The sequence below is a fragment of the Pseudomonas fluorescens group sp. PF-1 genome (assembly GCF_054481335.1).
Window position 1 is genome coordinate 2,312,108 of sequence record NZ_JBTMNG010000002.1, and the last position, 25,834, is coordinate 2,337,941.

At 59.8% G+C, this 25,834-nt stretch carries 25 protein-coding genes and 1 pseudogene; 8 read left to right on the forward strand and 18 right to left on the reverse strand.

The genetic code is table 11. From position 1 onward, the window contains the following. Positions 1-196: 196 nt before the first annotated feature. Entirely contained in the window at positions 197-1,108 is a 912-nt protein-coding gene (gene yegS, locus ACX3YD_RS25505) for a lipid kinase YegS (protein ID WP_458961335.1), read from the forward strand. On the opposite strand, the gene ACX3YD_RS25510 is transcribed toward yegS, so the two are convergent. From ACX3YD_RS25510 to ACX3YD_RS25520, 3 genes are all read right to left on the reverse strand, one after another. Continuing rightward, on the reverse strand, positions 1,092-1,751 hold the full coding sequence (locus tag ACX3YD_RS25510; RefSeq protein WP_047527256.1) for a response regulator: 660 nt from the start codon (positions 1,749-1,751) through the stop codon (positions 1,092-1,094). The two genes, yegS and ACX3YD_RS25510, sit on opposite strands and share 17 nt — an antisense overlap. Further along, a complete protein-coding gene (locus ACX3YD_RS25515) occupies positions 1,748-2,641 on the reverse strand; it encodes a sensor histidine kinase (protein ID WP_103406307.1) in 894 nt (297 codons plus the stop codon). The genes ACX3YD_RS25510 and ACX3YD_RS25515 overlap by 4 nt, the downstream gene beginning before the upstream one ends. Before the next feature lie 493 nt (positions 2,642-3,134). After that, positions 3,135-3,602: a hypothetical protein gene (locus ACX3YD_RS25520; protein WP_103406306.1), complete on the reverse strand. Its 468-nt coding sequence runs from the start codon at positions 3,600-3,602 to the stop codon at positions 3,135-3,137. 462 nt (positions 3,603-4,064) lie between these two features. Here ACX3YD_RS25520 and ACX3YD_RS25525 point away from each other — a divergent pair, with 462 nt between their 5' ends. Next, positions 4,065-5,000, forward strand: coding sequence for a chemotaxis protein CheV (locus tag ACX3YD_RS25525; RefSeq protein ID WP_103406305.1), 936 nt, complete (start codon positions 4,065-4,067; stop codon positions 4,998-5,000). 140 nt (positions 5,001-5,140) lie between these two features. Further along, positions 5,141-5,947 (forward strand): MOSC domain-containing protein, encoded by an 807-nt coding sequence (locus ACX3YD_RS25530; RefSeq protein WP_103406304.1) that lies wholly within the window; start codon positions 5,141-5,143, stop codon positions 5,945-5,947. Between the two features lie 67 nt (positions 5,948-6,014). Here the strand turns inward: ACX3YD_RS25530 and ppnP are convergent, their stop codons facing one another. The 8 genes from ppnP to ACX3YD_RS25570 all read right to left on the reverse strand — a co-directional run bounded on the left by ppnP (position 6,015) and on the right by ACX3YD_RS25570 (position 15,345). Beyond that, positions 6,015-6,299 (reverse strand): pyrimidine/purine nucleoside phosphorylase, encoded by a 285-nt coding sequence (gene ppnP / locus ACX3YD_RS25535; protein WP_103406303.1) that lies wholly within the window; start codon positions 6,297-6,299, stop codon positions 6,015-6,017. Between the two features lie 69 nt (positions 6,300-6,368). After that, on the reverse strand, positions 6,369-6,911 hold the full coding sequence (locus ACX3YD_RS25540) for a 3'-5' exonuclease (RefSeq protein WP_103406302.1): 543 nt from the start codon (positions 6,909-6,911) through the stop codon (positions 6,369-6,371). A gap of 71 nt (positions 6,912-6,982) precedes the next feature. Continuing rightward, a complete protein-coding gene (locus ACX3YD_RS25545; protein ID WP_458961336.1) occupies positions 6,983-8,944 on the reverse strand; it encodes an acetyl/propionyl/methylcrotonyl-CoA carboxylase subunit alpha in 1,962 nt (653 codons plus the stop codon). Positions 8,945-9,060: 116 nt separating this feature from the next. Beyond that, positions 9,061-9,858, reverse strand: a complete 798-nt coding sequence (locus tag ACX3YD_RS25550) for an enoyl-CoA hydratase/isomerase family protein (protein WP_458961337.1) — start codon at positions 9,856-9,858, stop codon at positions 9,061-9,063. Beyond that, positions 9,855-11,012 (reverse strand): citronellyl-CoA dehydrogenase, encoded by a 1,158-nt coding sequence (atuD, locus tag ACX3YD_RS25555; RefSeq protein ID WP_458961338.1) that lies wholly within the window; start codon positions 11,010-11,012, stop codon positions 9,855-9,857. Before atuD ends, ACX3YD_RS25550 begins: the two co-directional genes overlap by 4 nt. 28 nt (positions 11,013-11,040) lie before the next feature. Then, positions 11,041-12,657 carry a geranyl-CoA carboxylase subunit beta gene (atuC, locus tag ACX3YD_RS25560; protein ID WP_458961339.1) on the reverse strand — a complete coding sequence of 539 codons (1,617 nt, stop codon included), beginning with the start codon at positions 12,655-12,657 and terminating at the stop codon, positions 11,041-11,043. Between the two features lie 3 nt (positions 12,658-12,660). Continuing rightward, positions 12,661-13,530: an SDR family oxidoreductase gene (locus tag ACX3YD_RS25565; protein WP_458961340.1), complete on the reverse strand. Its 870-nt coding sequence runs from the start codon at positions 13,528-13,530 to the stop codon at positions 12,661-12,663. A gap of 12 nt (positions 13,531-13,542) precedes the next feature. Continuing rightward, positions 13,543-15,345, reverse strand: coding sequence for an acyclic terpene utilization AtuA family protein (locus tag ACX3YD_RS25570; RefSeq protein WP_458961341.1), 1,803 nt, complete (start codon positions 15,343-15,345; stop codon positions 13,543-13,545). A 163-nt stretch (positions 15,346-15,508) separates the two neighbouring features. Between ACX3YD_RS25570 and ACX3YD_RS25575 the strand changes: the two genes are divergently transcribed. Together ACX3YD_RS25575 and ACX3YD_RS25580 are read left to right on the forward strand one after the other, a co-directional pair. After that, on the forward strand, positions 15,509-16,132 hold the full coding sequence (locus ACX3YD_RS25575; protein WP_458961342.1) for a TetR/AcrR family transcriptional regulator: 624 nt from the start codon (positions 15,509-15,511) through the stop codon (positions 16,130-16,132). Positions 16,133-16,226: 94 nt separating this feature from the next. Continuing rightward, a complete protein-coding gene (locus ACX3YD_RS25580) occupies positions 16,227-17,057 on the forward strand; it encodes a substrate-binding periplasmic protein (protein ID WP_458961343.1) in 831 nt (276 codons plus the stop codon). A 169-nt stretch (positions 17,058-17,226) separates the two neighbouring features. Here ACX3YD_RS25580 and ACX3YD_RS25585 read toward each other — a convergent pair whose 3' ends face one another. The 3 genes and pseudogenes from ACX3YD_RS25585 to kdpF form a co-directional block, all read right to left on the reverse strand. After that, positions 17,227-17,505: a winged helix-turn-helix domain-containing protein gene (locus tag ACX3YD_RS25585; RefSeq protein WP_458961344.1), complete on the reverse strand. Its 279-nt coding sequence runs from the start codon at positions 17,503-17,505 to the stop codon at positions 17,227-17,229. Further along, positions 17,448-17,606, reverse strand: coding sequence for a hypothetical protein (locus tag ACX3YD_RS25590; RefSeq protein WP_458962115.1), 159 nt, complete (start codon positions 17,604-17,606; stop codon positions 17,448-17,450). Before ACX3YD_RS25590 ends, ACX3YD_RS25585 begins: the two co-directional genes overlap by 58 nt. Next, a pseudogene (gene kdpF, locus ACX3YD_RS25595) lies at positions 17,543-17,698 on the reverse strand (K(+)-transporting ATPase subunit F); the annotation flags it as partial. The gene ACX3YD_RS25590 and the pseudogene kdpF, both read right to left, overlap by 64 nt. Positions 17,699-18,538: 840 nt before the next feature. Between kdpF and ACX3YD_RS25600 the strand changes: the two are divergent. Further along, positions 18,539-19,351, forward strand: coding sequence for an alpha/beta fold hydrolase (locus ACX3YD_RS25600; protein WP_458961345.1), 813 nt, complete (start codon positions 18,539-18,541; stop codon positions 19,349-19,351). A gap of 42 nt (positions 19,352-19,393) precedes the next feature. Here ACX3YD_RS25600 and dsbG read toward each other — a convergent pair whose 3' ends face one another. The 4 genes from dsbG to ACX3YD_RS25620 form a co-directional block, all read right to left on the reverse strand. Next, complete coding sequence (gene dsbG, locus ACX3YD_RS25605; RefSeq protein ID WP_103406294.1) at positions 19,394-20,161, reverse strand: thiol:disulfide interchange protein DsbG; 768 nt, start codon at positions 20,159-20,161, stop codon at positions 19,394-19,396. Continuing rightward, positions 20,137-20,991, reverse strand: coding sequence for a TlpA disulfide reductase family protein (locus tag ACX3YD_RS25610; RefSeq protein WP_047527276.1), 855 nt, complete (start codon positions 20,989-20,991; stop codon positions 20,137-20,139). The genes dsbG and ACX3YD_RS25610 overlap by 25 nt, the downstream gene beginning before the upstream one ends. Beyond that, complete coding sequence (gene dsbD / locus ACX3YD_RS25615; protein WP_458961346.1) at positions 20,991-22,727, reverse strand: protein-disulfide reductase DsbD; 1,737 nt, start codon at positions 22,725-22,727, stop codon at positions 20,991-20,993. Before dsbD ends, ACX3YD_RS25610 begins: the two co-directional genes overlap by 1 nt. Positions 22,728-22,837: 110 nt before the next feature. Next, the gene (locus tag ACX3YD_RS25620) at positions 22,838-23,539 is read right to left on the reverse strand and encodes a hypothetical protein (protein WP_458961347.1); all 702 of its coding nucleotides are present in this window, start codon (positions 23,537-23,539) and stop codon (positions 22,838-22,840) included. 290 nt (positions 23,540-23,829) lie between these two features. Here ACX3YD_RS25620 and ACX3YD_RS25625 point away from each other — a divergent pair, with 290 nt between their 5' ends. Continuing rightward, on the forward strand, positions 23,830-24,510 hold the full coding sequence (locus tag ACX3YD_RS25625; protein WP_047527280.1) for a response regulator: 681 nt from the start codon (positions 23,830-23,832) through the stop codon (positions 24,508-24,510). After that, positions 24,507-25,832: an ATP-binding protein gene (locus tag ACX3YD_RS25630; RefSeq protein WP_458961348.1), complete on the forward strand. Its 1,326-nt coding sequence runs from the start codon at positions 24,507-24,509 to the stop codon at positions 25,830-25,832. Before ACX3YD_RS25625 ends, ACX3YD_RS25630 begins: the two co-directional genes overlap by 4 nt. The last annotated feature ends 2 nt before the right edge of the window (positions 25,833-25,834 follow it).

Consider the following 25,834-nt stretch of genomic DNA (forward strand, 5'->3'; position numbering starts at 1 on the left):
TAAAAACCGAAGGCACCAAAGTGGACCAATCACACTTTCTGGTCAATTGAGCCGATTCCTCACGTTTTGTAAGAAAAATCCTGCTACATAGGGCTCAAGTCGACTCGACTGGAAATAATTCAATTTCTTGCGACTTTTATCGGTAGCGTCGCGGTCAACATCTCCCATAGGCCAATCAATCCCGGGAGTGACACCGATGAGCGAACGCAAGGCGCTGTTGATATTGCATGGTAAGCAGGCGCTCAACGAGGCAGTGCGTGCTGCCGTCGAAAGCAAGCGCGAGCAGGGTTGGGAACTGGCTGTCCGGGTGACCTGGGAGGCCGGTGACGCACAGCGGCTGGTGGATGAAGCACTGACCGCCGGCTACCGGCAAATCATTGCTGGCGGTGGCGATGGCACGTTGCGTGATATTGCCGAGGCCATGGCGGCGCATTCGACCGGGGCCAGCCTGGTGCTGATGCCTCTGGGAACCGCCAATGATTTTGCCCGCGCCGCCGGTATTCCACTGGAGCCGGATCAGGCGCTGGAACTTCTGGAGCGTGAGCCCAGTGCCATCGATCTGGGGGACGTGGGCGGGCAAGTGTTCTTGAACATGGCCACGGGCGGTTTTGGCAGCCAGGTCACCGCCAATACCTCGGAGGAGCTGAAAAAAGTCCTCGGTGGCGCTGCGTATCTCTTCACGGGTCTGTCACGTTTCAGTGAGTTGCACGCGGCTTATGGCGAGTTGCACGGGCCGGATTTTCACTGGAGTGGCGAGCTGTTGGCGTTGGGCATCGGTAATGGCCGGCAGGCGGGAGGTGGCCATGTGTTATGTCCGCAAGCGCTGGCGGACGACGGTCTGCTCGATATCAGCATTTTGCCGGCACCGCAGGAACTGGTGGGCACCTTGAAAAACCTGCTGGCCGATGGCTTTGGTATCGACAACATGTTCGTACGGGCACGCCTGCCTTGGGTCGAGATCAAGGCCTCCGAAGGCCTGCACATCAACCTCGATGGCGAGCCGCTGGAAGGTGACAACCTGCGATTCTCGGCTCGACCGGGGGCGCTACGGGTGCATCTGCCCGAGCATTCGCCGTTGTTGGGCGCCAGTGTTAATCGTCCAGACTGATGATCTGCTCGCGCACGGCGAATAAAACAAGGCCTGCCACATCGAAGATCTGCAAGCGTTTCATGATCTGCGAGCGATGGGTTTCGACAGTCTTGACGCTCAGGCCCAGGCCGTTGGCGATTTCCCGGGTGGATTTTCCTCGAACAATCAAACGAAGGATTTCCAGCTGACGGGGCGTCAGGTTGTGCGAATCAGCGGATTCCGTCTGGTTTTTCTGGGTTCGGGTCAGCGCCTGGTTGATAACCGTATGGGCGATGGCCGGGCTCAGGTAACGTTCGTTGTTTCGCAACGCCTCCAGCGCCTGTTCCAGTTCAGTGGCTGTGGTGTCCTTTAGCAGGTAGCCATGGGCACCCGATTCCAGCGCCTGCATGATCAGTGCCGGGTCGGTGTGCATCGACAGGATCAGCACCTTGGCCTGTGGGCGTATCCGCTTGAGCTGCTGCAAGGCTTCAACGCCGCCGGTTTGCTTCATGGAGATGTCCAGCAGCACGATATCCGGGGACAGATGCTCGACCATCGCGAGCAATTGCGAGCCGTCATCGGCCTCGCCAATGACCGCGTAGCCAGGAAGGTCGAGCACCAGGGCGCGTACGCCAGCCCTGATCAGCGAGTGGTCATCCACCAGAAGTAAGTTACAAGTCAATGTATAACCTTTTTCGTACTGGCCCGTTCGAGCGCGCGAGGTGCCCAAGGGAGGAGAGCTTCGATTTGAGTGCCTTTGCCCGGTTCGCTGGTCACGGTCAGTGTGCCACCCAACTGAGCGATCCGTTCCGACATCCCGGCCATACCACGTTGCCCCTCGCGACCGGGATCTGTAGCCGGCGCAAACCCCAGGCCGTCGTCACTGATCAGCAGCGACAGGCCTTGCGGCAAGCGCTGGAGGCAGACCAGAAGGTTTTTCGCTTCGGCATGTCGCAGTATGTTGGTGATCGCTTCCTGAGTGATTCGAAAAGCGGCCACTGCCATCTCTTCCGGGATGCCCGTCAGGCGTTGATGGCATTCAAGGCTCCAGTGAACCGACGTATTGGTCAGCGTCTTGAGCAAATGTGCACGCAGGCTGGCTTCCAGCCCAAGGCTGGTCAGTTGTCGGGGATTGAGGATGGCCGATACATCGCGAACTTTGGTCAGGGTTTCGTCCAGCGTATCGCAGAGCACCGAGCATTGTCCCTGCAGGTCTTCCGGCATCCGGCGCCTGAGCCAGTCACTTTGAAGCTTTGCTGCCGTCAGCAACTGACCGATGTCGTCATGCAGTTCGCGGCTCAGTCGATGACGCTCGTTTTCCTGAACCTGTAGCAAGCGGTCGGCCAACTCCTGAGGCTGGAATTTGATCGACTTGCGCGACAGGTGATACTGCATCCAGACGCAACCCAGTGCCGCTATGTTGAGCACCAGCAAACCTGGTGGCAGATACGCGGACAGGCTGTAGATCAGCAGATTGCCGAGCGTCGAGGCGGCGCACAGAGCAAGGGTGAACCGACTTGCATTTTCTCTGGAAGGTGGCCACTTGGCGATGGACTTGAGGCTGGCGTGCATAGCGGATGGAGCCAATGGATGTTCGCTGCGGGCAGACCGGTCATGCAAGCTGACGAGTCAATGTTTTTTAGTATCAGGCATCGATTTCAACGGGGCGTATTCTGAATAAGAAATCCAGTCTGGAACTTGATCGGATTACGACCGTCTGCAATCACGTTGCCATTACTTGACGCAAACTATTGGGCGGCATAATACCACTTAAGATACCGTTGGTCGCGTACGCGATAGATGTCCCTTGAGTCAGGAAACACGAGTCCAAACCCTGGCTCCAGCCAGCAAAAAGGAGGCTGTTTCGTCGGCGCATGGGGGGGGCGTTTGTCTATAGGTTTTTGTCATTTAATATCAGGCAAAACCCTAGGCTGTCGGCTGTCGAGGAGATTAGTTATTTGTTGGGGGTTGTCGCTTAAATATGCAATAGCCAGTTGCGATGTGTGTTTGCTCAAGTTACTGAGTCGTCATCGGGAAAAAAAGAAATACGGGGCGTTCTGTCGTTTTAAGTCTGTTCAGCATAGGAAATGATTGTGAAGGGTTTGGAGTTAATCGGTGGCCGAAACTGACTTTGTCCAACCTGACAGGCAAACGCTTCAATCAGGGTGGTCTGTTCACTTTCATCAAGGCTGAGCTGGCCGGTTTTCTGGTCGATGAGTTCGAGTTGCCAGGCAATCAGTGTCAGGCAGTCTTTCAGCGCGCTCAGGGCCTCGTCATGCAGATCCATATGATTCTGCGCATGATTGAGCAAGCCGTGTATGTGTAAGGAGAATTCTGAAACAGCGGCCAGCGCCAGGGCATCGGCCTTGTTGGCCAGCTTGAGGAGGGTACTGAGCATGCAGTCGATCGCGTCCTTGTCATTGCTGATCAGTTGCAAATGACTCAGGCATTCCTCGGTCTTGGCCAGGAGTGTTTCAGCTTCGACGAGAAATTCAGGGATCCGCTGTGCCCATTCATTGCGATTGTTCGGCATGCTTATCTCCACAACGTCATGACTAATGAGGGGATGTCGCGCGTGTCGATCAGGACGGACAGCGTCCCGACGTAACCGTTTGGTCGCGGGATCGCGCTACGACCGGCTGGAGTGCGGGCAGTAGTAATCGAAAGGGTGGCTGGCCACTTACCTGCAATCGCACACACAAGCCTGACTCCATTCATGCAATGAGAATGGCGTCACATTAATGGCTATTGGATATTGCGAATATCAGGTTTTACCTGATTGATGCTAGGGGAATCCCTTACGCAAAGGAACCGAACGCGAAAGCTGTGGTCGCGTTGCAGGAGTGTAGCAGATGAAATCACAACGCCAGTAAAGCATGATGTTAATGTGACATCAATGCCTGTGCGTGGCATTTTGCAAGGGGTCAAGCTCCGGCAAAAACAGCCGATAACCCTCCAATAGTGAATTCATCAGAACAAGCCCAGGAGTCATTGAATGGCCGGCATTCTCGATACGGTAGACCAACGTACGCAACTGGTGGGTGAGAATCGCCTGGAAATTCTCATGTTCCGGCTGGCCGGACGGCAATTGTTTGCGATCAACGTCTTTAAAGTGCAGGAAGTCCTGCAACTGCCGAAGCTGACCCTGATGCCTCAGCGTCACCCGTTCGTTTGTGGCGTGGTCAACCTGCGTGGCCAGACCCTGCCGGTGATTGACCTGTCCCAGGCCATCGGCATGCGTCCACTGGTGCCAGGCCCGAACAGCACGATCATCGTCACCGAGTACAACCGTTCGGTACAGGCATTCCTGGTGGGGGGTGTGGACCGTATCGTCAATATGAACTGGGAAGCCATTCTGCCGCCGCCGACCAGCGCCGGTCGTCAGCATTACCTGACCGCCATCAGCAAGGTCGATGATCAGTTGGTGGAAATCATCGACGTTGAAAAAGTCCTGGCGGAAATCGTCCCGTACAACGCCAAGGTATCCCGCGACAAGCTCGACGATCCGGTGCTGGAGCGTGCCCGTGGTCGTGAAGTGTTGCTGGTGGATGACTCGAATGTGGCCCTGTCGCAGTTGCGTGACACCTTGGGGCAGTTGGGTGTGAAGATGCACATTGCCAGCGATGGCTTGAAGGCGCTGAACATGCTCAAGGGCTGGGCCGATACCGGCGTTAACATGACCGACAAACTGCTGATGGTTTTCACCGACGCGGAAATGCCGGAAATGGACGGCTATCGCCTGACCACCGAGATCCGCAACGATCCACGTCTGCGAGGCCTCTATGTGGTGTTGCACACGTCTTTGTCCGGCAGCTTCAACGACTCCATGGTCAAGAAGGTTGGCTGCGATAATTTCCTCTCCAAGTTCCAGCCCGACAAACTCGTCGACGTGGTGCGTCAGCGCCTGATGCTTGACGCCGTGCCGGCCTGACCGCGCCCGCAAACAACCTGTGGAGCCGGCTGAGTCTGTGACGTCGCTTTATCCGGCGAGCCGCTCCCACTGTTTTTTGGCCTTTGATTCAGCGATCAAGCTCGTATAGGGTGGCGTTTTTACCTCCCAGGGAGCTGGTCATGTTGCGTCTGAGCGCGCTTTATCGTTATCCGTTGAAATCTGGCAAGGGTGAGCCTTTGCAGCAGGTCAGCCTCGACAAACTGGGGCTGGACGGAGATCGACGCTGGATGCTGGTCGACGAGGCCAGCGGGCGCTTTCTGACCCAGCGTGCGGTGGCGCAGATGAGCCAATTGTCAGCGTTGTGGAATGCTGAAGGCGGCTTGACCCTCAGCGCCCCCGGCCACCCACCGATCGATATCGCCTTGCCCGCAAGCGACGCCGAACTGCGTGGTGTCACCATCTGGCGCGACACCCTGCGTGTGCCCGATGCCGGCGATGAAGCGGGCGCATGGGTCAGCCAATTCATTGGCAAACCGACGCGCCTGGTACAAGTGCCATTGGATCGTGCGCGCATGACCGAGGCCGGTTATGGCAAGGACGACGATCAGGTGGCGTTTGCCGATGGGTATCCGCTGCTGCTGATCGGCCAGGCATCGCTGGAAGACCTGTCGCAAAAAGTCGGACGTGAGCTGGAAATGCTGCGTTTTCGGCCAAATCTGGTGATCGAAGGCAGCGAGGCGTATGCCGAGGATAGCTGGAAGCGCATTCGCATCGGCGATGTCGAGTTCCGGGTGGTCAAGTCGTGCGCGCGTTGCATTTTGACCACCATCGATCCGCAGACCGGCGAGCGCAGCGCAGATCGCGAACCCTTGGCCTCCCTACAGAAGTACCGGTCTGAAGCCGATGGCGCGATGTTCGGCCAGAATCTGGTCAATGACGGCAATGGCCGGCTGCAAGTCGGTATGCCGGTGACCATCCTCGAGTAACGGCGCTCAATAAAAATGCCCGAGTCCTTGGACACGGGCATTTTTTTGCTGCTGTGAAACCCGGGGGTTAGCCGCGGTATTCGCACAGGTAAGCGGTGGTGACGGCCACTTTCACCTTGAACTTGCTATTGGCCGGAACGTTGAACTGTTCACCGGCGTTGAAAGTTTCCCATTCGGTGCTATCCGGCAGTTGAATGGTCAACGCGCCGGACACCACGTGCATGATTTCACGCTGGCTGGTACCGAAGTCGTAGTTACCCGGAGCCATGACACCGATGGTCGCCTGACCTTCAGCGTTGTCAAAGGCGATCGACTTGACGTTGCCGTCGAAGTACTCGTTGACTTTAAACATGGGCGATTCCTCGAAAAGGGCTAAAAAGGGCCGGCCAGTATGCACAAGGCCCAACGCCGAGTCACCTCTCTAAAGGGGAAGAACCAGTGGCAGCAGCCGTGCGGTATTGCGCGCATCTTCCAGCGCCCGGTGTTGCTGGCCGGTGAACTGCAAACCCGCCAGTTGCAGGGCACCATTGAGCCCCAGCGGACGCTCCAGGCGTCGGACCTTGGCAAAGCGCTGCTTGAGGTTCATGTGTTGCACCTTGGCCAGTGCACTGTCGATGTGCAGGCGCTGCCATTCCTGAAGCAGCTGTTTGCGATCGTAATCGCCCCAACTGGCCCAGCCTTCAAGGTGCGTGCGATGTTGGCCGAGCCAACGCTCGAACGATTCCCATACCTCGTCCAATGGCTGCGCGGCATCGATATTGGCCTGGGTTATGTGGGTCAGTTCCCGGCAAAACGATGTCAGTAACGGACGCCGTGCCGGTTTGACGAAGCGCTGGAAGTGGTCCAGCTCCCGGCCCTTGCGGTCCACCAGGCTGGCGCCGATTTCGATGATTTCCATTTCCGTGATGGGCCAGCCACCTTCATCGGTGGTGGCTTCCAGATCAATGACCAGCCAGTGAGGCATTGCAGGGTTCCTGGTATCCGCGTCCTGATAGGGCTTGAGCGTAGCCAAACCCGGCGGATCCGCCTAGCGGCTTATTCGACCTCCAACAGAATCTGCCGGTTTTTCACCTGATCGCCCACCTGCACCTGCAAGCGCTTGAGGACGCCGTCGATGCCCGACTTGAGCGGATGCTCCATCTTCATGGCCTCCAGCACCACCAGCAATTGGCCTTTGCTCACCGGGCTGCCTTCATGGACCAGCACATCGACGATCGCTCCGTCCATTGGCGCCTTTAGGGTACCGGAACTGACGCTGGCCAGACTGCTGACCAGCGCCTGGGTCCGGTCTGTCAGGCTCAAACTGCCCGGGCGGGTGAACAGGCAGAGTTGCCGGGCTTCCAATCGGTAGGCATGGCGCTTGCGGATGCCGTCGATTTCCAAAGTGGCCCAGCGTCCGTCGCATTCGATGATGTTCAGATCCAGGCTGCGGGTCGCGATCCGAATCCGGTAGGCCTTGCCCGGCATAGCCTTCAGCTCTACCGACCACGTTTGATCCTCCAAACCCAGACAATACTGGAGCGGCACACTGGCGTTGTTGCGCCAACCGGCCAGCGGGGCGCGATGCGATTGAGCAGAGGCCTGATAGAACAGCGCCGCGGCAATCGCCAGTTCCTCGGCGCCGGGGACGTGTGGGTGAAGGCAGGTATGGTCGGCGAAATGCTGCGCGATGAACCCGGTGCTGAATTTGCCGCTGATGAATTGTGGATGATCCAGCAGGCTGGCGAGCAAACGCTGATTGCTCTGCACTCCCAGCAGCACGGTGTCCTGCACCGCTCGCAGTAACTTGCGCCGGGCTTCCTCGCGGGTGGCGCCATGGGCGATGATCTTGCCCAGCATGGGGTCATAGAAAGGGCTGATCTGTTGGCCTTCGATCAGGCCATGGTCGATCCGTGCACCGCTTTGCGCGGCCGGTTCCCAGGCGTCGACGCGCCCGGTCTGCGGCAGAAAACCCTGGGCCGGGTCCTCGGCATACACCCGGACTTCCATGGCGTGGCCGTTGAGTTGCACCTGTTCCTGACGCAGCGGCAAAGGCTGCCCCTCGGCGATATTCAGTTGCCAGGCCACCAGATCAAGCCCGGTGATCAGCTCCGTCACCGGATGCTCCACCTGCAGCCGCGTGTTCATTTCCAGAAAGAAAAACTGTCCGCGCGCATCCAGCAGAAATTCCACCGTACCGGCGCCGACGTAATTCACCGCGCGTCCCGCCTTGAGCGCCGCTTCGCCCATGGCCTGGCGCAACTCGGCGGTCATGACCGGGCACGGGGCTTCCTCGATGACCTTCTGATGGCGGCGTTGAATCGAACAATCCCGTTCGCCGAGGTAGATCAGGTTGCCGTGCTGATCGCCGAACAATTGAACTTCGACATGCCGTGGTTCGATCAGGGCCTGTTCGAGGATCAGTTCTTCGCTGCCAAAACCGTGCAGGGCTTCGGAGCGCGCGGTGCGAAGCTGCTCCGGCAAGTCGCCGGCCGTGTGTACCAGGCGCATGCCGCGTCCGCCACCGCCAGCGCTGGCCTTGATCATCAGCGGATAGCCGATGCGTTCGGCTTCGCGGCTCAGGGTTGCGTCGTCCTGTTCGGCACCTTGATAGCCTTTGATGCACGGCACACCGGCCTCGAGCATGGCGATCTTCGACAGGCGTTTGCTGCCCATCAACTCAATCGCCTCGGGGCTGGGGCCGATGAAGGTAATGCCGGCGTGCTGACAGGCGAGGGCGAAACCGGCGTTTTCCGAGAGAAAGCCATAGCCGGGATGGATCGCATCCGCGCCCGTGCGCCGGGCGGCCTCGATGATGGCCGGGATATTCAGATAAGACTGTTGCACCGCAGCCGGGCCAATGTTCACCGCTTCGTCGGCCATCCGCACATGCAGCGCATCGGCGTCGGCATCGCTGAACACGGCGACGGTGCGGTAGCCCAGGGCCTGGGCGGTGCGCTGGATGCGGCAGGCGATTTCACCGCGGTTGGCGATGAGGATTTTCTTGAGTGCGGGCATGGGTTTTTCCCTTGGTTTTGCGGTGAAAGTGCTGGCCTCTTCGCTGGCAAGCCAGCTCCCACAGGGTTGTGTGTGGCACAAATCCACCGTGGAAGCTGGCTTGCCAGCGATGTTTTTCAGGAGGCCCACCCCGGTTTACGCTTCTGCACAAAGGCCATGGTGCCCTCGATGCCTTCTGTTCCGGTCACCGCCTCGCTGAACCACTCGGCCGCTTGATTCAGCAGTTCAGCCGATGGCTGCGCGGCGCTCGCCAGCAACAGCTTTTTCGTCGCCGCATTCGCTCCCGGCGCACAACACAGCACATGGGCCAACACCTCATCCAGGCGTTCGGCCAGTGCTTGTGGATCGTGCTCGACAAAATGCACCAGCCCCATCCGCCGCGCCTGGGTCCCATCGAATCGCGCCGCCGTCAGGGCCAGTCGCCGGGCCTGGGTCAAACCAATGCGCTGGACCACGAACGGCGCGATCTGCGCCGGCAGCAGGCCGAGGCTGGTTTCCGGCAGGCCGAATTGCGCCTGATGATCGGCCAGGGCGATGTCACTGACACAGGCCAGGCCGAAACCGCCACCCAACACTGCGCCTTGCAGCACGGTGATCACCACTTGTGGCGCATGCTGGGTTTCTTCGAGCAAGGCACCGAAGGCGCGGTTCAAATCGCGGTAAGCATCCTGGCCTTGGGCGCGGGCATTGGCCATGTCCTTGATGTCGCCGCCTGCACAGAAATGCCCGCCGGCGCCGCCAATGACCAAGGCGCGGGTCGCCCGGTCATCGTGCACCGCCGCCAGCACCGCGCGCAGTTCGCTGACCATCTGCAAGCTCATGGCGTTGCGGCTGTCCGGGCGATTGAGGGTGATGTGCAGCACGCCGTTATGCGGCTCCAGCAGCAAGGTCTGGCAAACCGGCAAGGTCGTCATTTCTTTTTCCCCGGCAGAATGCCCATGAGTTTGCAGATGATCCCCAGCATGATTTCGTCAGCACCGCCGCCGATCGACACCAGCCGTACATCGCGGTAGGCGCGGGCCACCGGGTTGTCCCACATGAAGCCCATGCCGCCCCAGTATTGCAGGCAGCTGTCGCTGACTTCGCGGCCCAACCGGCCGGCCTTGAGCTTGGCCATGGACGCGAGGCGAGTGACGTCATGACCCTTGATGTATTGCTCGGTGGCCTGATAAACCAGCGCTCGCAGGCATTCGATTTCGGTTTGCAGTTCGGCCAGGCGAAAGTGAATGACCTGGTTGTCAATCAATGCACTGCCGAACGTCTTGCGCTCCTTGCAGTAGTCGATCGTGCTGTCGACGCAGTACTCCAGCCCCTTGATCATGTTCGCCGCGCCGAACAGGCGTTCCTCCTGGAACTGCAGCATCTGCATCATGAACCCCGCACCTTCATGGCCGATGCGATTGCGTTGCGGCACGCGCACGTTGTCGAAAAACACCTGGGCGGTTTCCGAGCTGCGCATGCCGAGTTTGTCCAGGTGCGAGCTGAGGCTGATCCCCGGCGTGTTCATCGGCACCATGATCAGCGATTTATTGATGTGCGGTTTGTCGTCCGAGGTGTTGGCCAGCAAACAAATGAAGTCGGCGCTCGGCGAATTGGTGATCCACATCTTGCTGCCGTTGATCACGTAATCGTCGCCGTCCTTGCGCGCGGTGGTCTTCAACCCGGCCACGTCGGAACCGGCACCGACTTCGGAGACGCCGATGCAGCCGACTTGCTCGCCGCTGATGGCCGGACGGAGGAATTCGTCGCGCAATTCATCGGAGCCGAAACGCGCCAGGGCCGGGGTGCACATGTCGGTCTGCACGCCGATGGACATGGGAATGCCGCCGCAATGAATGGTGCCGAATTCTTCGGCGGCGACGATCGAGTAGCTGTAGTCCAGGCCCATGCCGCCGAATTTTTCCGGTTTGGATATCCCCAGCAGGCCAAGGTCGCCAGCCTTGCGGAAAATCTCGTGAATCGGAAAGCGTCCGGCCTTTTCCCATTCTTCGACGTGGGGATTGATCTCGTTGTCGACGAATTGGCGGACGGTGCGGCGCAGGGCTTCATGTTCCTGGGTGAAAATCATTTTTATTGTTCTCCCTTTGGTCGCCGGCCTAGAACCGTGCGACACCAAAACTGTTGGCGTGCAGCGGCCGTACCTCGGCCTCGTGACAGATATCCAGCAAGTAACCGAGCAAGGTCCGGGTATCGCGCGGATCGATCAGGCCGTCGTCCCATAGGTTGGCGCTGCCGTAGAGCGCCGTGGACTGACTGTCGAGTTTCTGCGCCGTGACCTGTTCCAGCATGTCGAGCATTTTCGGATCGGGTACCAGGCCGTCCTTGGCCTGTTTGGCCTCGGTGACGATGCGCAGCACTTTGCCGGCCTGGGCACCGCCCATCACCGCTGTACGGCTATTGGGCCAGGCGAAGATGAAGCGCGGGTCGAGGCCGCGGCCGCACATCGCATAGTTGCCGGCGCCATAGGAACCGCCGACGACGATCGTCAGTTTCGGCACCCCGGCGTTGGCCACCGCTTGAATCATCTTGGCGCCATGCTTGATCACGCCTTGTTGCTCCGATTCGGTGCCAACCATGAACCCCGTGGTGTTATGGAAAAACAGCAATGGCGTCTGGCTCTGGTCGCACAGCTGGATGAACTGCGCAGCCTTGCTCGCACCCTGGGGCGTGATCGGGCCGTTATTGCCGATGAAGCCGCAGGCGCGGCCCTGGATTTTCAGTTGGCCGCAGACGGTTTGCTGGTCGAACTCGCCCTTGAACTCGAGGAAGTTCGAACCGTCGGCGATACGGGCGATGATCTCGCGGACGTCGTAGGGCTTTTTCGGATCATCCGGGATCAGGCCGAGCAATTCATCGATGGGGTAGAGCGGTTCTTCCCAGTGACGTTCCGGTAGCGCAGGCAATCGGTCGTTCCACGGCAACAGGCTGACGATCTCGCGCGCCTGACGCACACCGTCGGCATCGTTTTCCGCCAGGTATTCAGCGGTGCCGGCGATTTGCGCGTGCATCTCGGCGCCGCCCAGTGCTTCGTCGGTCGCCACTTCACCAGTCGCCGCCTTGAGCAGCGGCGGGCCGGCGAGAAACAGCTTGGCCTTGCCCCGTACCACCACCACGTAATCCGACAATCCGGGTTGATAAGCACCGCCCGCCGTTGCCGAGCCATGCACCACGGTGATCTGCGGCAGGCCCATGGCTGACATCCGCGCCTGATTGGCAAAGCTGCGCGCGCCTTCGACGAAAATATCCGCCGCGTAGTTGAGGTTGGCGCCCCCGCTTTCGGCCAGGGTGATCACCGGCAGTTTGTTTTCCATGGCGATCTGTTGCAGGCGCAGGGACTTTTTCAAACCGCTGGGGGAAATGGTCCCGCCCTTGATCGCGCTGTTGTTCGCCACCACCAGAGTGCGCACGCCGGACACGTAACCGATGCCGGCGATCAGGCCGCCACCGGCCGAGCTGCCATCCTTGTCGTCGTGCAGTTTGTAACCGGCCAGGCTCGCCAGTTCGAGGAAGGGCGCGCCGGGGTCCAGCAGCAGATTGAGGCGTTCGCGGGGCAGCAATTGTCCGCGCTTGTCGAACTTGGGCTTGGCCTCGGCTGCCTTGTTCAACAGGTTCTGCTCGAGTTCGCGGACCTGCTCGATCCCCACCAGCATGGCCGCGCGATTGCGGGCGAACTGTTCGCTGTGGGGATCGAGTTGCGACTGAATCACCGGCATGGGTTATTCCTTATCCTTGAGTACGTCTGGAAGGTACGCACGGTGAAAGCCGTTGTACGACTCACTGTGGGTCGCCTGGTGAATCGGCCATGCGCGGCCACCGAGACTCGCGGCGCCATCGATGCGCAGGGTACTGCCACTGATAAACGCCGCCGCCGGGCTGAGCAGGAAAACGATGGCCGCGCTGACCTCCGACTCGGTGCCGATCCGCTTGAGCGGCACGTGTTCGCGCAAGGTCGGGATCACCGCCTTGAACGCGCCTTCATAGGTGTCCATACCACTGGACGCGATCCAGCCCGGCGCCACGGCGTTGACCCGCACCCCGGCGTAACCCCACTCGAACGCCGCGGTCTTGGTCAGGTTGTCCATGCCGGAACGCGCGGCGCCCGAGTGGCCCATGCCCGGCATGCCGCCCCACATGTCGGCGAGCATGTTTACGATGGCGCCGCCGTGTTTGCTCATGGACTGGTTGAACACTTCCCGGGCCATCAGGAAACCGCCGACCAGATTGGTGCGCATCACCGTTTCGAACCCCTTCTGATTGATCGAAGCCAAGGGCGACGGGTACTGCCCGCCGGCATTGTTGACCAGACCGTGGATCGGGCCGTGCTTGCGGATCAGTTCGCCAACCAGGTGCGTCACTGCATCTTCCTCGCGAATATCGCAGGTGCTCCAGTCGGCCTTGCCGCCGTCTTCGGTAATTTCGGCAGCGACGGCTTTCAACTTGTCGGCCTTGCGTCCGACCAGCAGCACGTGCGCGCCGAGGGCGGCCAGTTCATGGGCGGTGCAACGGCCAATGCCACTGCCGCCACCGGTGACGATGACGGTAAAACCTGCAAACAAATCGGCTTTGAAAATCGAATCGTAGGCCATGGTGGCAGCCCTCTAGTTGACCTGGTCGGCGATGCGCTGAGGCACCGGAATCTGGATTTCCAGCAGTTGCTGGGCGAATGCCTTGCCTTGTGGGTCGATCCGCAGGCTGGCGACACCGCCGCCCCCGAGGGCGTTTTCCAGGAGGAAGTTCAGGCTGTGGGAGGCGGGTAGATACCAGCGCTCGACACGGCCGTGGATCGGGTCCAGCACATGGCTCATCCAGTCGACGAGCACCGCCGGGGTCAAGGCTTCGGCGATCCAGGGCAGGTACTCGGGGTCGCGGGCCATCACGCCGATGTTGCTGTGGTTGCCCTTGTCGCCCGAACGGGCCACCGCCAGTTTGACCAGCGCCACGCTGGCGTCGGCCATGCCCGCAGGCTTGGGTGGTTCGAGCGGCACGGGCAAGTCGGCGCTGTCGAGCAGATCGACAGCGGGCAGGGCGCACGGATGGCGCTGGCCCATGAGATCAATTTCCAGCGTGCAGGCGGTTTTGTCGATCAGGAACGAGAACAGGCGGATCAGCGGGTACACGGTGGGGCGGCCGCCGACAATCCCGGTCAGGCCCGGTGCCATGCCGGTGGCGGCCTGGGCGATTTCCCGGGAGAACACGATCAATGCCTGTTTATTCGGGTGGCGCACGGCGAGTTTGATCACCACTTCGCGGCTGTCGCGACGCTGGCCATGGGGGCCGTAAGTGGCCTCGCTGCCGAGCAGTTCGATGTTGACCTCGCTATAGGGCGCCCAGCCGCGCTGGCTGAAGATCTCCGAGGTCTTGTTGATGATCGCTTCGCTGACCCGCCGAGCCTTGTCGACCGCATCGATGCCGGCGATCAGGCAACTGGCGGTGCAGCGAAAACCATCCGGGTAGGTGGCGCTGACTTTGTATTGATCGGTCGGCGGCAATCCCTTCGCACCGTGCACCTGCACCGCGTTTTTGCCTTGCTGCACGAGTTTGACCCGGGTGAAATCGCAGACCACGTCGGGCAGCAGATACGCCCTTGGGTCGCCGATTTCATAAAGCATTTGCTCGCCCACCGTCAGCGGGGTGACCAGCCCGCCAGAGCCTTCGGGTTTGCTGACGATGAACTGGCTGTCGGCGCTGACTTCGACGATGGGAAATCCGATGTGCTCGTAGTCGGGCACGTCGCGCCAATCGGTGAAGTTGCCGCCGGTACACTGGGCGCCGCATTCGATGATGTGGCCGGCCAGGGCCGCCTGGGCCAGTTTGTCGTAGTCATGCCACGACCAGCCGAACTCATGAACCAGCGCGGCGCTGACCACCGCGCTGTCGACCACGCGCCCGGTGATCACGATGTCCGCCCCCAGGCGCAGGGCTTCGACAATGCCCGGTGCGCCAAGGTAAGCGTTGGTCGAGACGCACAGGGGCGGCAGGGGCGCGCCGCTGAACATCTCATGGATGCCGCGAGTGCTCAGCTGTTTGAACTGCGGTTGCAGGTCATCGCCCAGCAGGACGGCGATCTTCAGTGCAACGCCGGCCTTGTCGCACGCCGCTTGCAGCGCGGCGGCGCAGGCCTGTGGGTTGACCCCGCCGGCATTGCTGATGACACGGATCTTTTGTTCGCAGAGTTGCTTGAGCAGCGGACTGAGCACTTCGATGAAGTCGCTGGCATAGCCCGCCTGGGGATCTTTCATCCGTGCGCCGGCCATGATCGACAGGGTGATTTCCGCCAGGTAGTCGAAGACCAGATAGTCCAGGCGCCCAGCTTCCACCAGTTGCGCGGCGGCGGTCGAGGTGTCGCCCCAGAACGCGCTGGCGCAACCGATGCGGATCGTTTTTGGCGCAGTCAACTCCATAACCACCTCCGACAGAAGTGTTTCGAGACTACCAAGCAAGCGCTTGGTTTGTAAACGGCTAAAATAACTTCTGCCCGAGCGCTTGCTTGGTCGCGGGCAGCAGCTTAAATTGCCCGCGCAACCCCGCTGTTTTAGCGGTGATCTCGACTGTAGGAGAAAACGGGTGGACGAGCAAAAAGCCCTGAGGGTCATGCATGAACTGGTCGAAAACGGCCAATTGACCGATCCGGACAGTGCCCGCGGCAAGCTCCTGCAAGTGGCGGCTCACCTGTTTCGCAATAAAGGCTACGAACGCACCACGGTGCGTGATCTGGCCGGTGCCGTGGGCATTCAGTCAGGGAGCATTTTTCATCACTTCAAAAGCAAGGAAGAAATCCTGCGGGCGGTGATGGAGGAGACCATTCGCTACAACACCGCGCTGATGCGTGCAGCCATCGCCGACGCCAGCAACGTGCGCGAGCGGGTGCTGGCGCTGATCCGTTGTGAATTGCAATCGATCATGGGCGGCAGTGGCGAGGCCATGGCGGTGCTGGTCTACGAATGGCGCTCACTGTCCGAGGACGGTCAGGCCAAGGTCCTGGCGTTGCGCGATATTTACGAGGACATCTGGTTGCAGGTACTGGGGGAAGCGAAGAGTGCCGGTCTCATTCGCGGTGATGTGTTTGTCACGCGACGCTTTCTCACCGGGGCACTGTCCTGGACCACCACCTGGTTTCGCGCCGGTGGCAGCATGAACCTCGATCAACTGGCCGACGAGGCGCTGATTCTGGTGCTGGGGGAAAAATAATTAGATTGCATTGGTCGGCAGGAAACTGGCTAATTGGGTGAAACCGCCTAGCTTGAATGCATTGATGCAGTACTTTTTTGGAGTGGTAGTTTTGATGTCTTCGCCAATTCGGACGGCTTCGCGGCTTTTGCTGATTGCGCTTGCTGCGTTATGGATGATGCCGTCCCAGGCTGCACAGTTGGTGCGTATCGGTGCGGCGCACTTTCCGCCCTACACCGTGCGCCCGGAGTCCGGTGCCGACACCGGTTTGCTGCCGCAATTGGTCGAGGCGCTCAACGCCCTGCAAAACGACTATCAGTTCGTCCTGGTGCCCACCTCCATTCCTCGGCGTTTCGGTGATTTCAAACAAGGGCGGGTCGATATGGCGATCTTCGAAAACCCCGACTGGGGCTGGAAGGACATCCCCCACACCAGTGTCGACATGGGCCTGGAAGACGCCGAGATTTTTGTCGCGCAGCGCCAGCATGAAGGTCAGCCAGTGCGCCAGCAAAACTACTTTGCCGACCTGACGGGCAAGCGTCTGGCGATGTTCAGCGGCTATCACTACGAATTTGCCGGTTTCAATGCCGATCCCAAATTCCTCGCGCAGAACTACAACGCTACGCTGACGTATTCCCATGACAGCAACTTGCTGATGGTGCTGCGCGGGCGCGCCGACATCGCCCTGGTCACGCGCTCCTATCTCAGCGACTATTTTTTGCGCAACGACAAGGTCGCCGATCAATTTCTGGTGTCCGAGCGCGTCGATCAGGTCTATCACCATTACGCGATCCTGCGCCCGGCCTCGCCCATCAGCAGCGAGGCATTCGGCAAGTTGTTGCAAGGGCTGCGGGATAACGGTCAGATGCTGAGGATATTCGATCCGTACAAAATTGCGGTGTTGCCGGTCCCGGCGACACAGAGCGCGCCGCAGCTCGCGAATTGACCGACCCCGCTTGAATTTCACGCCCCGGAACCCTTCACTTCGTTGAGCTGCCACAGGCCAGATATCTATGTTCATGTGAGCAGCGAACGCCTTTCATATCGCCAGTTAACGACCTCGACGCGCCCAGTTACGTTTGGCCAAAAACTGCCAATATCCTCTATTTGCAGCTTCAAGAAATAAAACGGTATCCAACACCGGTTTCGGTGATGAGGTGTCGTGGCTGGGAAGGGTCAGCCTCGACTTTCTTTCGCAGGCCACCCATGAATACTCGAAGGTAAGGCGTATCAGTGGTGTGCGATGGGCCCCATACCGCGTTGAGCAGTTGCTGGTGTGTCAGGACCCGGTTCGGATGCGAGCAAAGAGGGACCAGCAGACGGTATTCCAGTGGCGTCAGGTGTAACGGAATGCCTGAGCGTTCCACGACGCGGCGTTCGACATCGATTCGCACGTCACAATGCGCGTACCGAAGGCAAATCGGCCCTCCATCACCGTGGCCAACCAGCGCCCGAGAGGCCAGGCCAGAATACCCAGCACCAGCAGAAAGGCCACGAGCAAGCCCCAGGCTTGAGTAGTCGCAGGAAGTCCTCCGGAAAAAGCAGTGCGCAGACGAGGTAAATCAACAAACCCGCCGCTATCAAGCCGCCGAAAAGCTAGAAGCCAGTCATGACCGCCTCCTGTTAAGCGCGGCACAGCCACGAGCAAGGCCGCCGAAGACGAAAAAGAACAGTACGCCGAGCACTAAAAAGACGAAGTCCATGGCATTCCCTCCAGCGATGGGTGAAGCCTAGTCGGCCTTTTAGTAAGTTGTTAAAAGGATTGGGGGCAAAAGAAGAAAGATCTTATAAAAATCCAATTAAATAGTGCCGTTTGAGTGTCGTTGCGTTTCCCCTCAAGACTGAAGTCACAAGACTGTCACTTTCCATTACCTGGGGAATACACCACACAGAACATATCCTTCGTAACCGTGCACGAGATGTCCCATGAACATAAAAGGACCGCAGGCATAAAATGGAGTAGTCAGAGATTGATTCTTGTAAAGTTCGCAGACGGGCAGTTTGAGTGGAATGGGTACGACCACCGCCCAGAGTGTTACACCGCACCAAGCTCGCGTGGTCACCTCTTTGTTGAACTGTTGGTGGGTTTCCTTTTCTGGTACTGAAACCGTGACCCCGACACAACCAACAAGGCATAGAAACATTGTTGTCATGGCCGTGATTTTTTTTAGAAGATTCTGAAGAGACATCGTTGAGCTTATCTAATTGCGCAGGTGTCCTGCTGGAGGGGAAGGCGAGCAAGATTGCCTCTCTTAAAGGCCCCGGAACGCAACACTAACAAGGCTGCCAATAAATTGATGTCAGACACTTCCTAAATTGACGTTACAAATTTTGGTTATAAACCTGCGCTCGTTGCTTCCAGGCAATTGACTATCGATAACTCTCGGATCAGCCTTCCGGCTCCATTTTTTCAAGCGGAGTCATCCGATGCCCTTCCTGACCATAGACGGACAAGCCCTTTACTATATTGATCAAGGCACTGGCCCGGCGGTGCTGCTGGCCGGCAGTTACCTGTGGGACCAGAACATGTGGGCGCCGCAGATTGCTGCGTTGTCGCAACAGTATCGGGTGATTGCGCTGGACCTGTGGGGCCATGGTGAATCCGGGCGACTTCCGCAGGGCACACGGTCGCTGGACGATATCGCCCGTCAGGCGCTGGCGTTGATCGATCATCTGGAAATAGAACGCTTCACGCTGGTGGGGCTTTCGGTCGGTGGCATGTGGGGCGTGCGGTTGGCGTTGTCGTCTGCGCAACGACTCAACGGCCTGGTGCTGATGGACACCTATGTCGGCGTCGAGCCGGAGCCGACCCGGCAATACTATTTTTCGCTGTTCAAAATGATCGAGGAAAGCGGCGAAATATCGCCGCAACTGCTCGACATCGTGGTGCCGATCTTTTTCCGTCCGGGCATCGATCCGCAGTCGGCACTGTACCGGGACTTCCGCGCCAAACTCGCCGCGTTGCCGCCTGAGCGCCTGCGCGAAAGCATCGTGCCGATGGGGCGGATCACCTTTGGCCGAGAGGACCTGTTGCCACGCCTGGGCGAATTGAACGCCGCGACGACGCTGGTGATCTGTGGCGATCAGGACAAGCCACGCCCACCCGGCGAAGCGCGGGAAATGGCCGAGCTGATCGGTTGCCCGTGTGTGTTGGTGCCGGACGCGGGGCATATTTCCAATCTGGAAAATCCGCAGTTCGTCACTGAAGTGTTGCTCGGTTTTTTAGCCGAGAGACACTAGTCGGTTGTAATGGCCCCATTGCTCGCGAAGGGGCCGATGAGGTCACTTGGGCCCGAGAATCTTCACCAGTTTGTCCGGCGACGGCGCACCTTGCTGCTGTTGCAGCTCGCCCTTGTCGTCCATGTAGAAGATCGCCGGCGTGGCTTGCAACTCCAGGTCTTCCATCAACTGCATGTTCGCCGCGAGTTTCGCTTGAATCGCCGGTGGTACATCCTTCAACGCCTTGAGCGAACTGCCCTTGCCAGCGGCTTCGTGGTCCGCCAGGGCTTTTTGCGGGTCCTTGGCGGCGAGCAGTGCGGCGGACTTGCCCGGACTGTCTTCGCGAATGATACCGACCATGATGTGGCGCAACTGCACCTTGCCAGCCTTGACCCATGGCCGCGCCTGTTCCCAGAACAGGTTGCAGTAGGGGCAGTTCGGATCGCTGAACAGGTAGACGATGCGCGGGGCACTCTTGTCGCCGTCGCCGATCCAGCTGCTCGCCTCGAACTTGCCCCAGACTTCCTTGGACATTGGCCCGTAGACCAGTTTCTGCAACGGCGCGCTGCTCAGGTCATTGCCCTCGGCGTCGTACAGATTGCCCAGCAGCACGTGCTTGCCATCCGGCGTCAGGTACAGCGCCATGCCGCGGTTCTGATATTGCGCCGCATAACCGCGCAGGCCATCGGGAGCGTCGAACTGGCCGACGATTTTCGCGCCTTTGGCTTCGATCTTCTTGATCGCCTCGGGCAGCTCTTCAGCCTGCACCGATGGCAAGTGCAGCAGGGCGGCACCCAGGCTCAGGGTCAGCAGGTGGCGGAGGCGGGGCATGGCAGTTTCCTTGAAGAGGTGGCAGGAGCGGTATCGAAATTTTCCAGTGCGCGAGCCAGGCTGGCTTGCGACAACTCGCCCAGATGGCTGCCCAGCAGGCGACCCTCAGGGCTATAGAACAGCGTAGTCGGCAACGCCATGGAGCCGACGGCATGGCCCAAACGGCCGCTACCGTCGAACAGCACGTTGGACAGGCTCAGGCCCTGGGTTTCCAGAAAGGTGCTGACACTTTGCATGCTTTCCGCCTGATTGACGAACAAGAAGGTCAGGTCCGGGCGTTGTTGCTGGGCGCTCTCGAGCACAGGCATTTCCCTGCGACACGGTGGACACCAGGTGGCCCAGAGATTGATGACCAGCGGACCGCCCTTGTAGTCGGCCAGTTGCACGGTTTCACCGGCGGCGTTGCGCAGGGTGATGTCCGGCAGGCGCGTGCCTTGTTCGTAGATACTCAAGGAGAACGTCGCCAGCAGCCAGAAGGCCAGGCCACTCGCCACGCCAAAGCCCAATGGGCGGCGCAGTCCCGGACGGCGCCAGGCGCGGTACAGCGTGGCAAGTACCAGCGCGATCACTCCCGGCCAGGCGAGGAAACCGCCGTCGCGCAGGTCGATGATCTGCCAGGGATCGTTGCGATAGTGCATCCAGTAAACGGCGACGAAACTGATCCGCGCCGCGAGCATGCCGATCAGGAACAGACTGAACAGCACCGACTCGGGGTTTTCGCCACCGCGCTTGGCCACCCGCCAGCCGACGAATGTCGCCAGTGCCAATGCACTGATCAGCAGTAGATGGTTAAGCGCAATGGCAAAGGTGCCGAGGGTGAATGTCAGCATTAACGGGCGTCTCGGGTGGTGGTCCAGCGTTGCAGGAAAGTGGTGGCATCGACCTCGCCAGTGATGCGTTGGCTGCGACGCTCGTTGCCATCGGCACCGATCCACAGCAGGCTCGGTGGTCCCGGCACTTTATAGCGGCCGAGCAATTGGCGACTGGCGGCATTGTCGGCGGTGACGTCCAGGCGGAGCAAGCGTACGTCGCTCAGGGCTTGGAGTACGTCAGCTTTGGCGAACACCTGTTTTTCCATGACCTTGCACGACACGCACCAGTCCGCATAGTAATCCAGCAGCACCCACTGGCCCTGAGCCTGCGCCGCGTCGAGTTGACGTTGCAGTTCGGCGGGGTCCTTGATGGTGGTGAAGGCGTCGTGGCCGACCGGGTTTGTGGCGCCGCGCGCGTTGGCGACGCTATAGACCTGCAATGGCTTGAACAGATCATCCGCGCCACCCGCCGCACCGATCATCAACAGACTGCCCCACAACCCGAGCAGCAGTGAACTGGCGCCGAACAGATGAGCGACACGGCCAAAGCCTTCCGACTGTTTCCAGGCGCTATACGCCGCAATCAACAACAACGCCCCACACAAGCCGACCCACAGCGACTCATCCAGCACCGGGCGCAGCATCAGCAACGCGGTGGCGAGGAACAGGAAGCCGAAGATGCCTTTGAGCAGGTTCATCCAGGCGCCAGGTTTGGGCAGGAAGCGATTACCGACGGTCACCAGCAGCAACAGTGGCACGCCGATGCCGATGCCCATGGCAAACAGGATCAACCCGCCATGCAGCGCGTTACCGCTTTGTGCGATGTAGAGCAGGGCGCCGGCCAGCGGAGCGGTCATGCACGGGCCGACCAGCAGGCCCGACAAGGCCCCCAGTACACCGGCACCGACCAGACTGCCACCACGCTGATTGCGCGAAACGTTTTCCAGGCGATCGCGTACGGCCACCGGCAGCTGCAGTTCGAAGAAGCCGAACATCGGCAACGCCAGCAGGACGAAAATCGCCGCGAAACTGCCGAGCAGCCACGGGTTCTGTAACAGTGCCTGCAGGTTCGCACCGAGCAGCGCCGCGAGCACGCCCATCGCCGCATAGACCAGCGCCATGCTCACCACATAACTGCTGGCCAGGGCAAAACCGCGCTTGGGCGAGGCGCCGCTGCCGACGATCAGCCCGGCCAGGATCGGCAACATGGGCAGCGAGCACGGGGTAAAGGCCAGCAGCAGGCCCAGGCCGAAGAACACCAGAAGGCTCCAGCCGAGTGCCCGCTGCTGCAGGCCATTGGCCAAGGCTTGATCCGCGGCTTCGTCTGTCGCGACGCTGGCAACTTTCCCCCCCAGATCGACGACTTGGGTCTGCGGCGGATAGCACAAACCGGCATCGGCACAACCCTGGAAACCCACCTTGATCTGGCCGCTGGCACCGGCGGGAATCTTCAGTTCCAGGCCCTGGCGATAGACCTGCTGATCACCGAAAAACTCGTCGCTGTGAGCTTCGCCTTCCGGCAGCGCTGGATGCTGTTCAGCAGGCAAGCCATCGAATTTCAGGCGCTTTTGATACAGGTAATAGCCATCGGCAATCTGCCAGAACAGTTGGGTTTCACCGGATTCCAGGCGTTCAGAGGTGAAAGTGAAAGCTTTACCGACCGGAAGAAAGTCGGGTTTGGTCTCAAACGGATTGGTTCCCGCCTGGGCCAGACCCGAGAGCAAGAGAAAAAAAAGTAAAAACAGACGACGCATGAATAAGCCTTGGTTCTGTGCAAGTGCATGCACAATGGGCGGTGGCGATTAACCGATGATTAACCACTGCGGTGAGGCCCGATCCTGAGGGAAAGGGCCTCGTTGCAGGGTCAGTCGTCCAACAAACCGGGCCACGACTCGTCGTCGACATTGATGGGGCGGGACTGCGCGCGGTTGAGCGGCATGTTGTAGCGGATGTATTGATGGTTGGTCAGGAAAATATAGAGGTAGCTGTCGGCCAGCGTGCGGTCGTTTTGCACAGCGGTGATTATGCGGTGTTTGTACGGCTCCAGCCCGGGCCACGAACTGGCGTTGATGGTTTCATGTTTTAGGCGTTGTTGTTTGTAATCGTAGGTGAGGGAGTGCCCGTCATTCATGAGAAATCGAAAGCTCAGGCTATACCCGGGTCGAGGCCACCAGGTTCCGGCGACGATGCGGTAAAAGTACGGCAGTAGCGGCGCCCATATCGTTTTGGCAACGGGTTGAGTGCGCCTGACTTCGTCCAGATCCTGATCGTACTTACAGACCATGGGCGTGCCGTTTTCGTCATAGAAGAACCATAGAATGTCATCGTCAGAACCGTTTGCCGTGCCGTCAGGGAGCCCTGTGGTCGTAAATCCGAAGCGCAGGTTTTTTACGTGAGTGTGAAACTGTCCCCAATTGCCGGCGTTGACTTCGGCGGGATATCCCTGCGGTACGTTGTTGGTTCCGATATCAAATCGGGTATAGGTATTGTTGTCTTTGAAGAAGAAGTAGCAGCGGTCCTTACCGGATCGCCAATCCACGGCAACCACGTTTTCAAGTTTCGGCATGATCTGAATCCTTTCAGATAAATGTGTTTCATTAGTTGGACAATCTCGGCTTGTCTTATATCGAAGCCGGGTTTGAAACTACCGTTTTATATGAATTTTTATAGGGGATTTTGATGGCTGTTTGTTTCGCTTTTCACGCTGGCTAATTTGCCTTGAAAGTGGATGGATTGTGTTGAGGTCCGGATGAACGTCCTGCCGTCAGCTCCGCGCTGTTCGTCGGCCAGTGCCCTTGCCATAATTACCGCTTAATCCTCAACTGTTTGACTCGCCTTTTTACTCGTGGAGTTGCCATGCACGTTCTGGTTTGCGAAGACGATGAGTTGATCGCCAGCGGCATCGTCGCCGGCCTCTCCGCCCAAGGCTTGACCGTGGAGCACGTGGCCACGGCGTCCGCCGCACGGGCGATGCTCAAGGTCGCGGAGTTCGATGTGATGGTGCTCGACCTCGGGTTGCCTGACGAGGACGGTCTGAAGTTATTGCAGCAACTGCGCCACAACGGCCTGGAGTTGCCGGTGTTGATCCTGACGGCCCGGGACTCGGTCACCGACCGCGTCGACGGCCTGCAGGCCGGTGCCGACGACTACCTGCTCAAACCTTTTGACCTGCGTGAACTGGCTGCACGCCTGCACACTTTGTTGCGTCGGGTGGCGGGACGCAGCGTCAACCTGATCGAACACGGTGCCCTGACCTATGATCCGAGCAGTCGCGAGACCACGCTCGCCGGCCAGCCGGTGGACCTGTCGCGTCGTGAACAGTCGCTGTTGCAGGCCCTGTTGCACAACCGTGGCCGCGTATTGTCGACCGAGCAGCTCAAGGACAGCGTCTACGGGTTCAACGACGAACTGGAAAGCAACGCCCTCAATGTCCACATCCATCACCTGCGGCGCAAACTCGGCAATGGCATTGTCGAGACCGTGCGCGGCCTGGGCTATCGCCTGGGACCGGCTGATGGTGGAGAACCTCAGAAGTGATGAGTTTGCGTTTGCGCCTGAGCCTGACGCTCGGTGCCGCGTTTGCGTTGATCTGGGCGCTGGCTGCGGCCTGGATGCTCAGCGACCTGCGCAATCAAATGATGTTTTCCCTCGACCAGCGGCTGGTGGCCTCGGCGCGGATGGTGGCCGGGTTGATGGAGCAGTTGCCGCCCGTGCCGAGCAAGGGCGAGGGCACCCATTTCAGCGCCGAACAACTGAATATCCCCGGTGGCATGGCCTGTCAGGTCAGTTCGTTGCGCGGGGAAATTCTTGCCCGTAGCCACAGTGATCCGGGGCAAACCCTGGAAGCGGAGAAAATGGGCTTCCACGATCAGATGATCGATGGTGCGCCGTGGCGCAGTTTCACCTTGGCCCGTGGCGATCTGCGGATCACCACCGCCGACCGGCAGATCGAGCGCGAGGCGTTGAACATGTCGATCCTGCTGGCCGCTTCCGTGCCGGTGGGCGTGGCGCTGCTCGTTTGCCTGTGCCTGCTGTGGCTGGGGATCGGCCAAGGGCTCGCGCCGCTCAATCGCATGCGCGATGCGCTAATGCGGCGCAGCCCTGATTCGCTCGAGCCCTTGCAGGTCCAGCCTTTGCCCAGCGAACTGCAACCCTTGCTGGATACGCAAAATCAGTTGTTCCAACGAATCGGCAAGACCATCGAGCGTGAGCGCCGACTGACCGGCGATGCGGCTCACGAGTTGCGCAGCCCTTTGACCGCGATCAAGACCCACCTGCAGGTGGCGCGCATGACCGAGGGTGCCGCGCGGGATCAGTCCCTGGCCCGGGCCGAAGAGGGGGCCGACCGCCTGCACCGGACCCTGGAGCAATTGCTGTTGCTGGCACGGGTCGAAGGCAGTCTGTCGTTCGATGACGGCGTGCAATGCAGCGCCGAGCAAGTGGCGAAACTGGCGATACAAGATGCGGCCGGCGGTGATCGCGAGCGTATCCGGTTCGAGGTGCCGGCCAGGTTTTCGCACGCCCCGGTGCAAATGCCCGCCGTGCTGTCGATCGCGGCGTTGCGCAACCTGCTGGACAACGCCCTGCGCCATACCTCTGGTGAAGGTCCGGTGGAGTTGAGTTTGCAAACCAACGGCGATCGCGTGCAGTTCGTGGTGCGGGATCACGGGCCGGGCATTGCTCAAGACGATCTGCAGCACTTGACCCAACGCTTCTGGCGCAACGGTCAAAGCACCGGCTGCGGCCTTGGCCTGGCGATTGTTCAGGCCATCGTCCAGCGCTGCGGCTGCACCCTGCGTTTCGACAGTCGACCGGACGGGTTGCGGGTTGAGTTGACGATGCCGTTGCAACCGGTCTGATA

Excerpts from the sequence above, each read along its gene's own strand:
- yegS (WP_458961335.1), top strand. The coding sequence starts at position 197 with ATGAGCGAACGCAAGGCGCTGTTGATATTGCATGGTAAGCAGGCGCTC.
- ACX3YD_RS25515 (WP_103406307.1), bottom strand. The coding sequence starts at position 2,641 with ATGCACGCCAGCCTCAAGTCCATCGCCAAGTGGCCACCTTCCAGAGAA.
- ACX3YD_RS25520 (WP_103406306.1), bottom strand. The coding sequence starts at position 3,602 with ATGCCGAACAATCGCAATGAATGGGCACAGCGGATCCCTGAATTTCTC.
- ACX3YD_RS25525 (WP_103406305.1), top strand. The coding sequence starts at position 4,065 with ATGGCCGGCATTCTCGATACGGTAGACCAACGTACGCAACTGGTGGGT.
- ACX3YD_RS25530 (WP_103406304.1), top strand. The coding sequence starts at position 5,141 with ATGTTGCGTCTGAGCGCGCTTTATCGTTATCCGTTGAAATCTGGCAAG.
- ppnP (WP_103406303.1), bottom strand. The coding sequence starts at position 6,299 with ATGTTTAAAGTCAACGAGTACTTCGACGGCAACGTCAAGTCGATCGCC.
- ACX3YD_RS25540 (WP_103406302.1), bottom strand. The coding sequence starts at position 6,911 with ATGCCTCACTGGCTGGTCATTGATCTGGAAGCCACCACCGATGAAGGT.
- ACX3YD_RS25545 (WP_458961336.1), bottom strand. The coding sequence starts at position 8,944 with ATGCCCGCACTCAAGAAAATCCTCATCGCCAACCGCGGTGAAATCGCC.
- ACX3YD_RS25550 (WP_458961337.1), bottom strand. The coding sequence starts at position 9,858 with ATGACGACCTTGCCGGTTTGCCAGACCTTGCTGCTGGAGCCGCATAAC.
- atuD (WP_458961338.1), bottom strand. The coding sequence starts at position 11,012 with ATGATTTTCACCCAGGAACATGAAGCCCTGCGCCGCACCGTCCGCCAA.
- atuC (WP_458961339.1), bottom strand. The coding sequence starts at position 12,657 with ATGCCGGTGATTCAGTCGCAACTCGATCCCCACAGCGAACAGTTCGCC.
- ACX3YD_RS25565 (WP_458961340.1), bottom strand. The coding sequence starts at position 13,530 with ATGGCCTACGATTCGATTTTCAAAGCCGATTTGTTTGCAGGTTTTACC.
- ACX3YD_RS25570 (WP_458961341.1), bottom strand. The coding sequence starts at position 15,345 with ATGGAGTTGACTGCGCCAAAAACGATCCGCATCGGTTGCGCCAGCGCG.
- ACX3YD_RS25580 (WP_458961343.1), top strand. The coding sequence starts at position 16,227 with ATGTCTTCGCCAATTCGGACGGCTTCGCGGCTTTTGCTGATTGCGCTT.
- ACX3YD_RS25600 (WP_458961345.1), top strand. The coding sequence starts at position 18,539 with ATGCCCTTCCTGACCATAGACGGACAAGCCCTTTACTATATTGATCAA.
- dsbG (WP_103406294.1), bottom strand. The coding sequence starts at position 20,161 with ATGCCCCGCCTCCGCCACCTGCTGACCCTGAGCCTGGGTGCCGCCCTG.
- ACX3YD_RS25610 (WP_047527276.1), bottom strand. The coding sequence starts at position 20,991 with ATGCTGACATTCACCCTCGGCACCTTTGCCATTGCGCTTAACCATCTA.
- dsbD (WP_458961346.1), bottom strand. The coding sequence starts at position 22,727 with ATGCGTCGTCTGTTTTTACTTTTTTTTCTCTTGCTCTCGGGTCTGGCC.
- ACX3YD_RS25620 (WP_458961347.1), bottom strand. The coding sequence starts at position 23,539 with ATGCCGAAACTTGAAAACGTGGTTGCCGTGGATTGGCGATCCGGTAAG.
- ACX3YD_RS25625 (WP_047527280.1), top strand. The coding sequence starts at position 23,830 with ATGCACGTTCTGGTTTGCGAAGACGATGAGTTGATCGCCAGCGGCATC.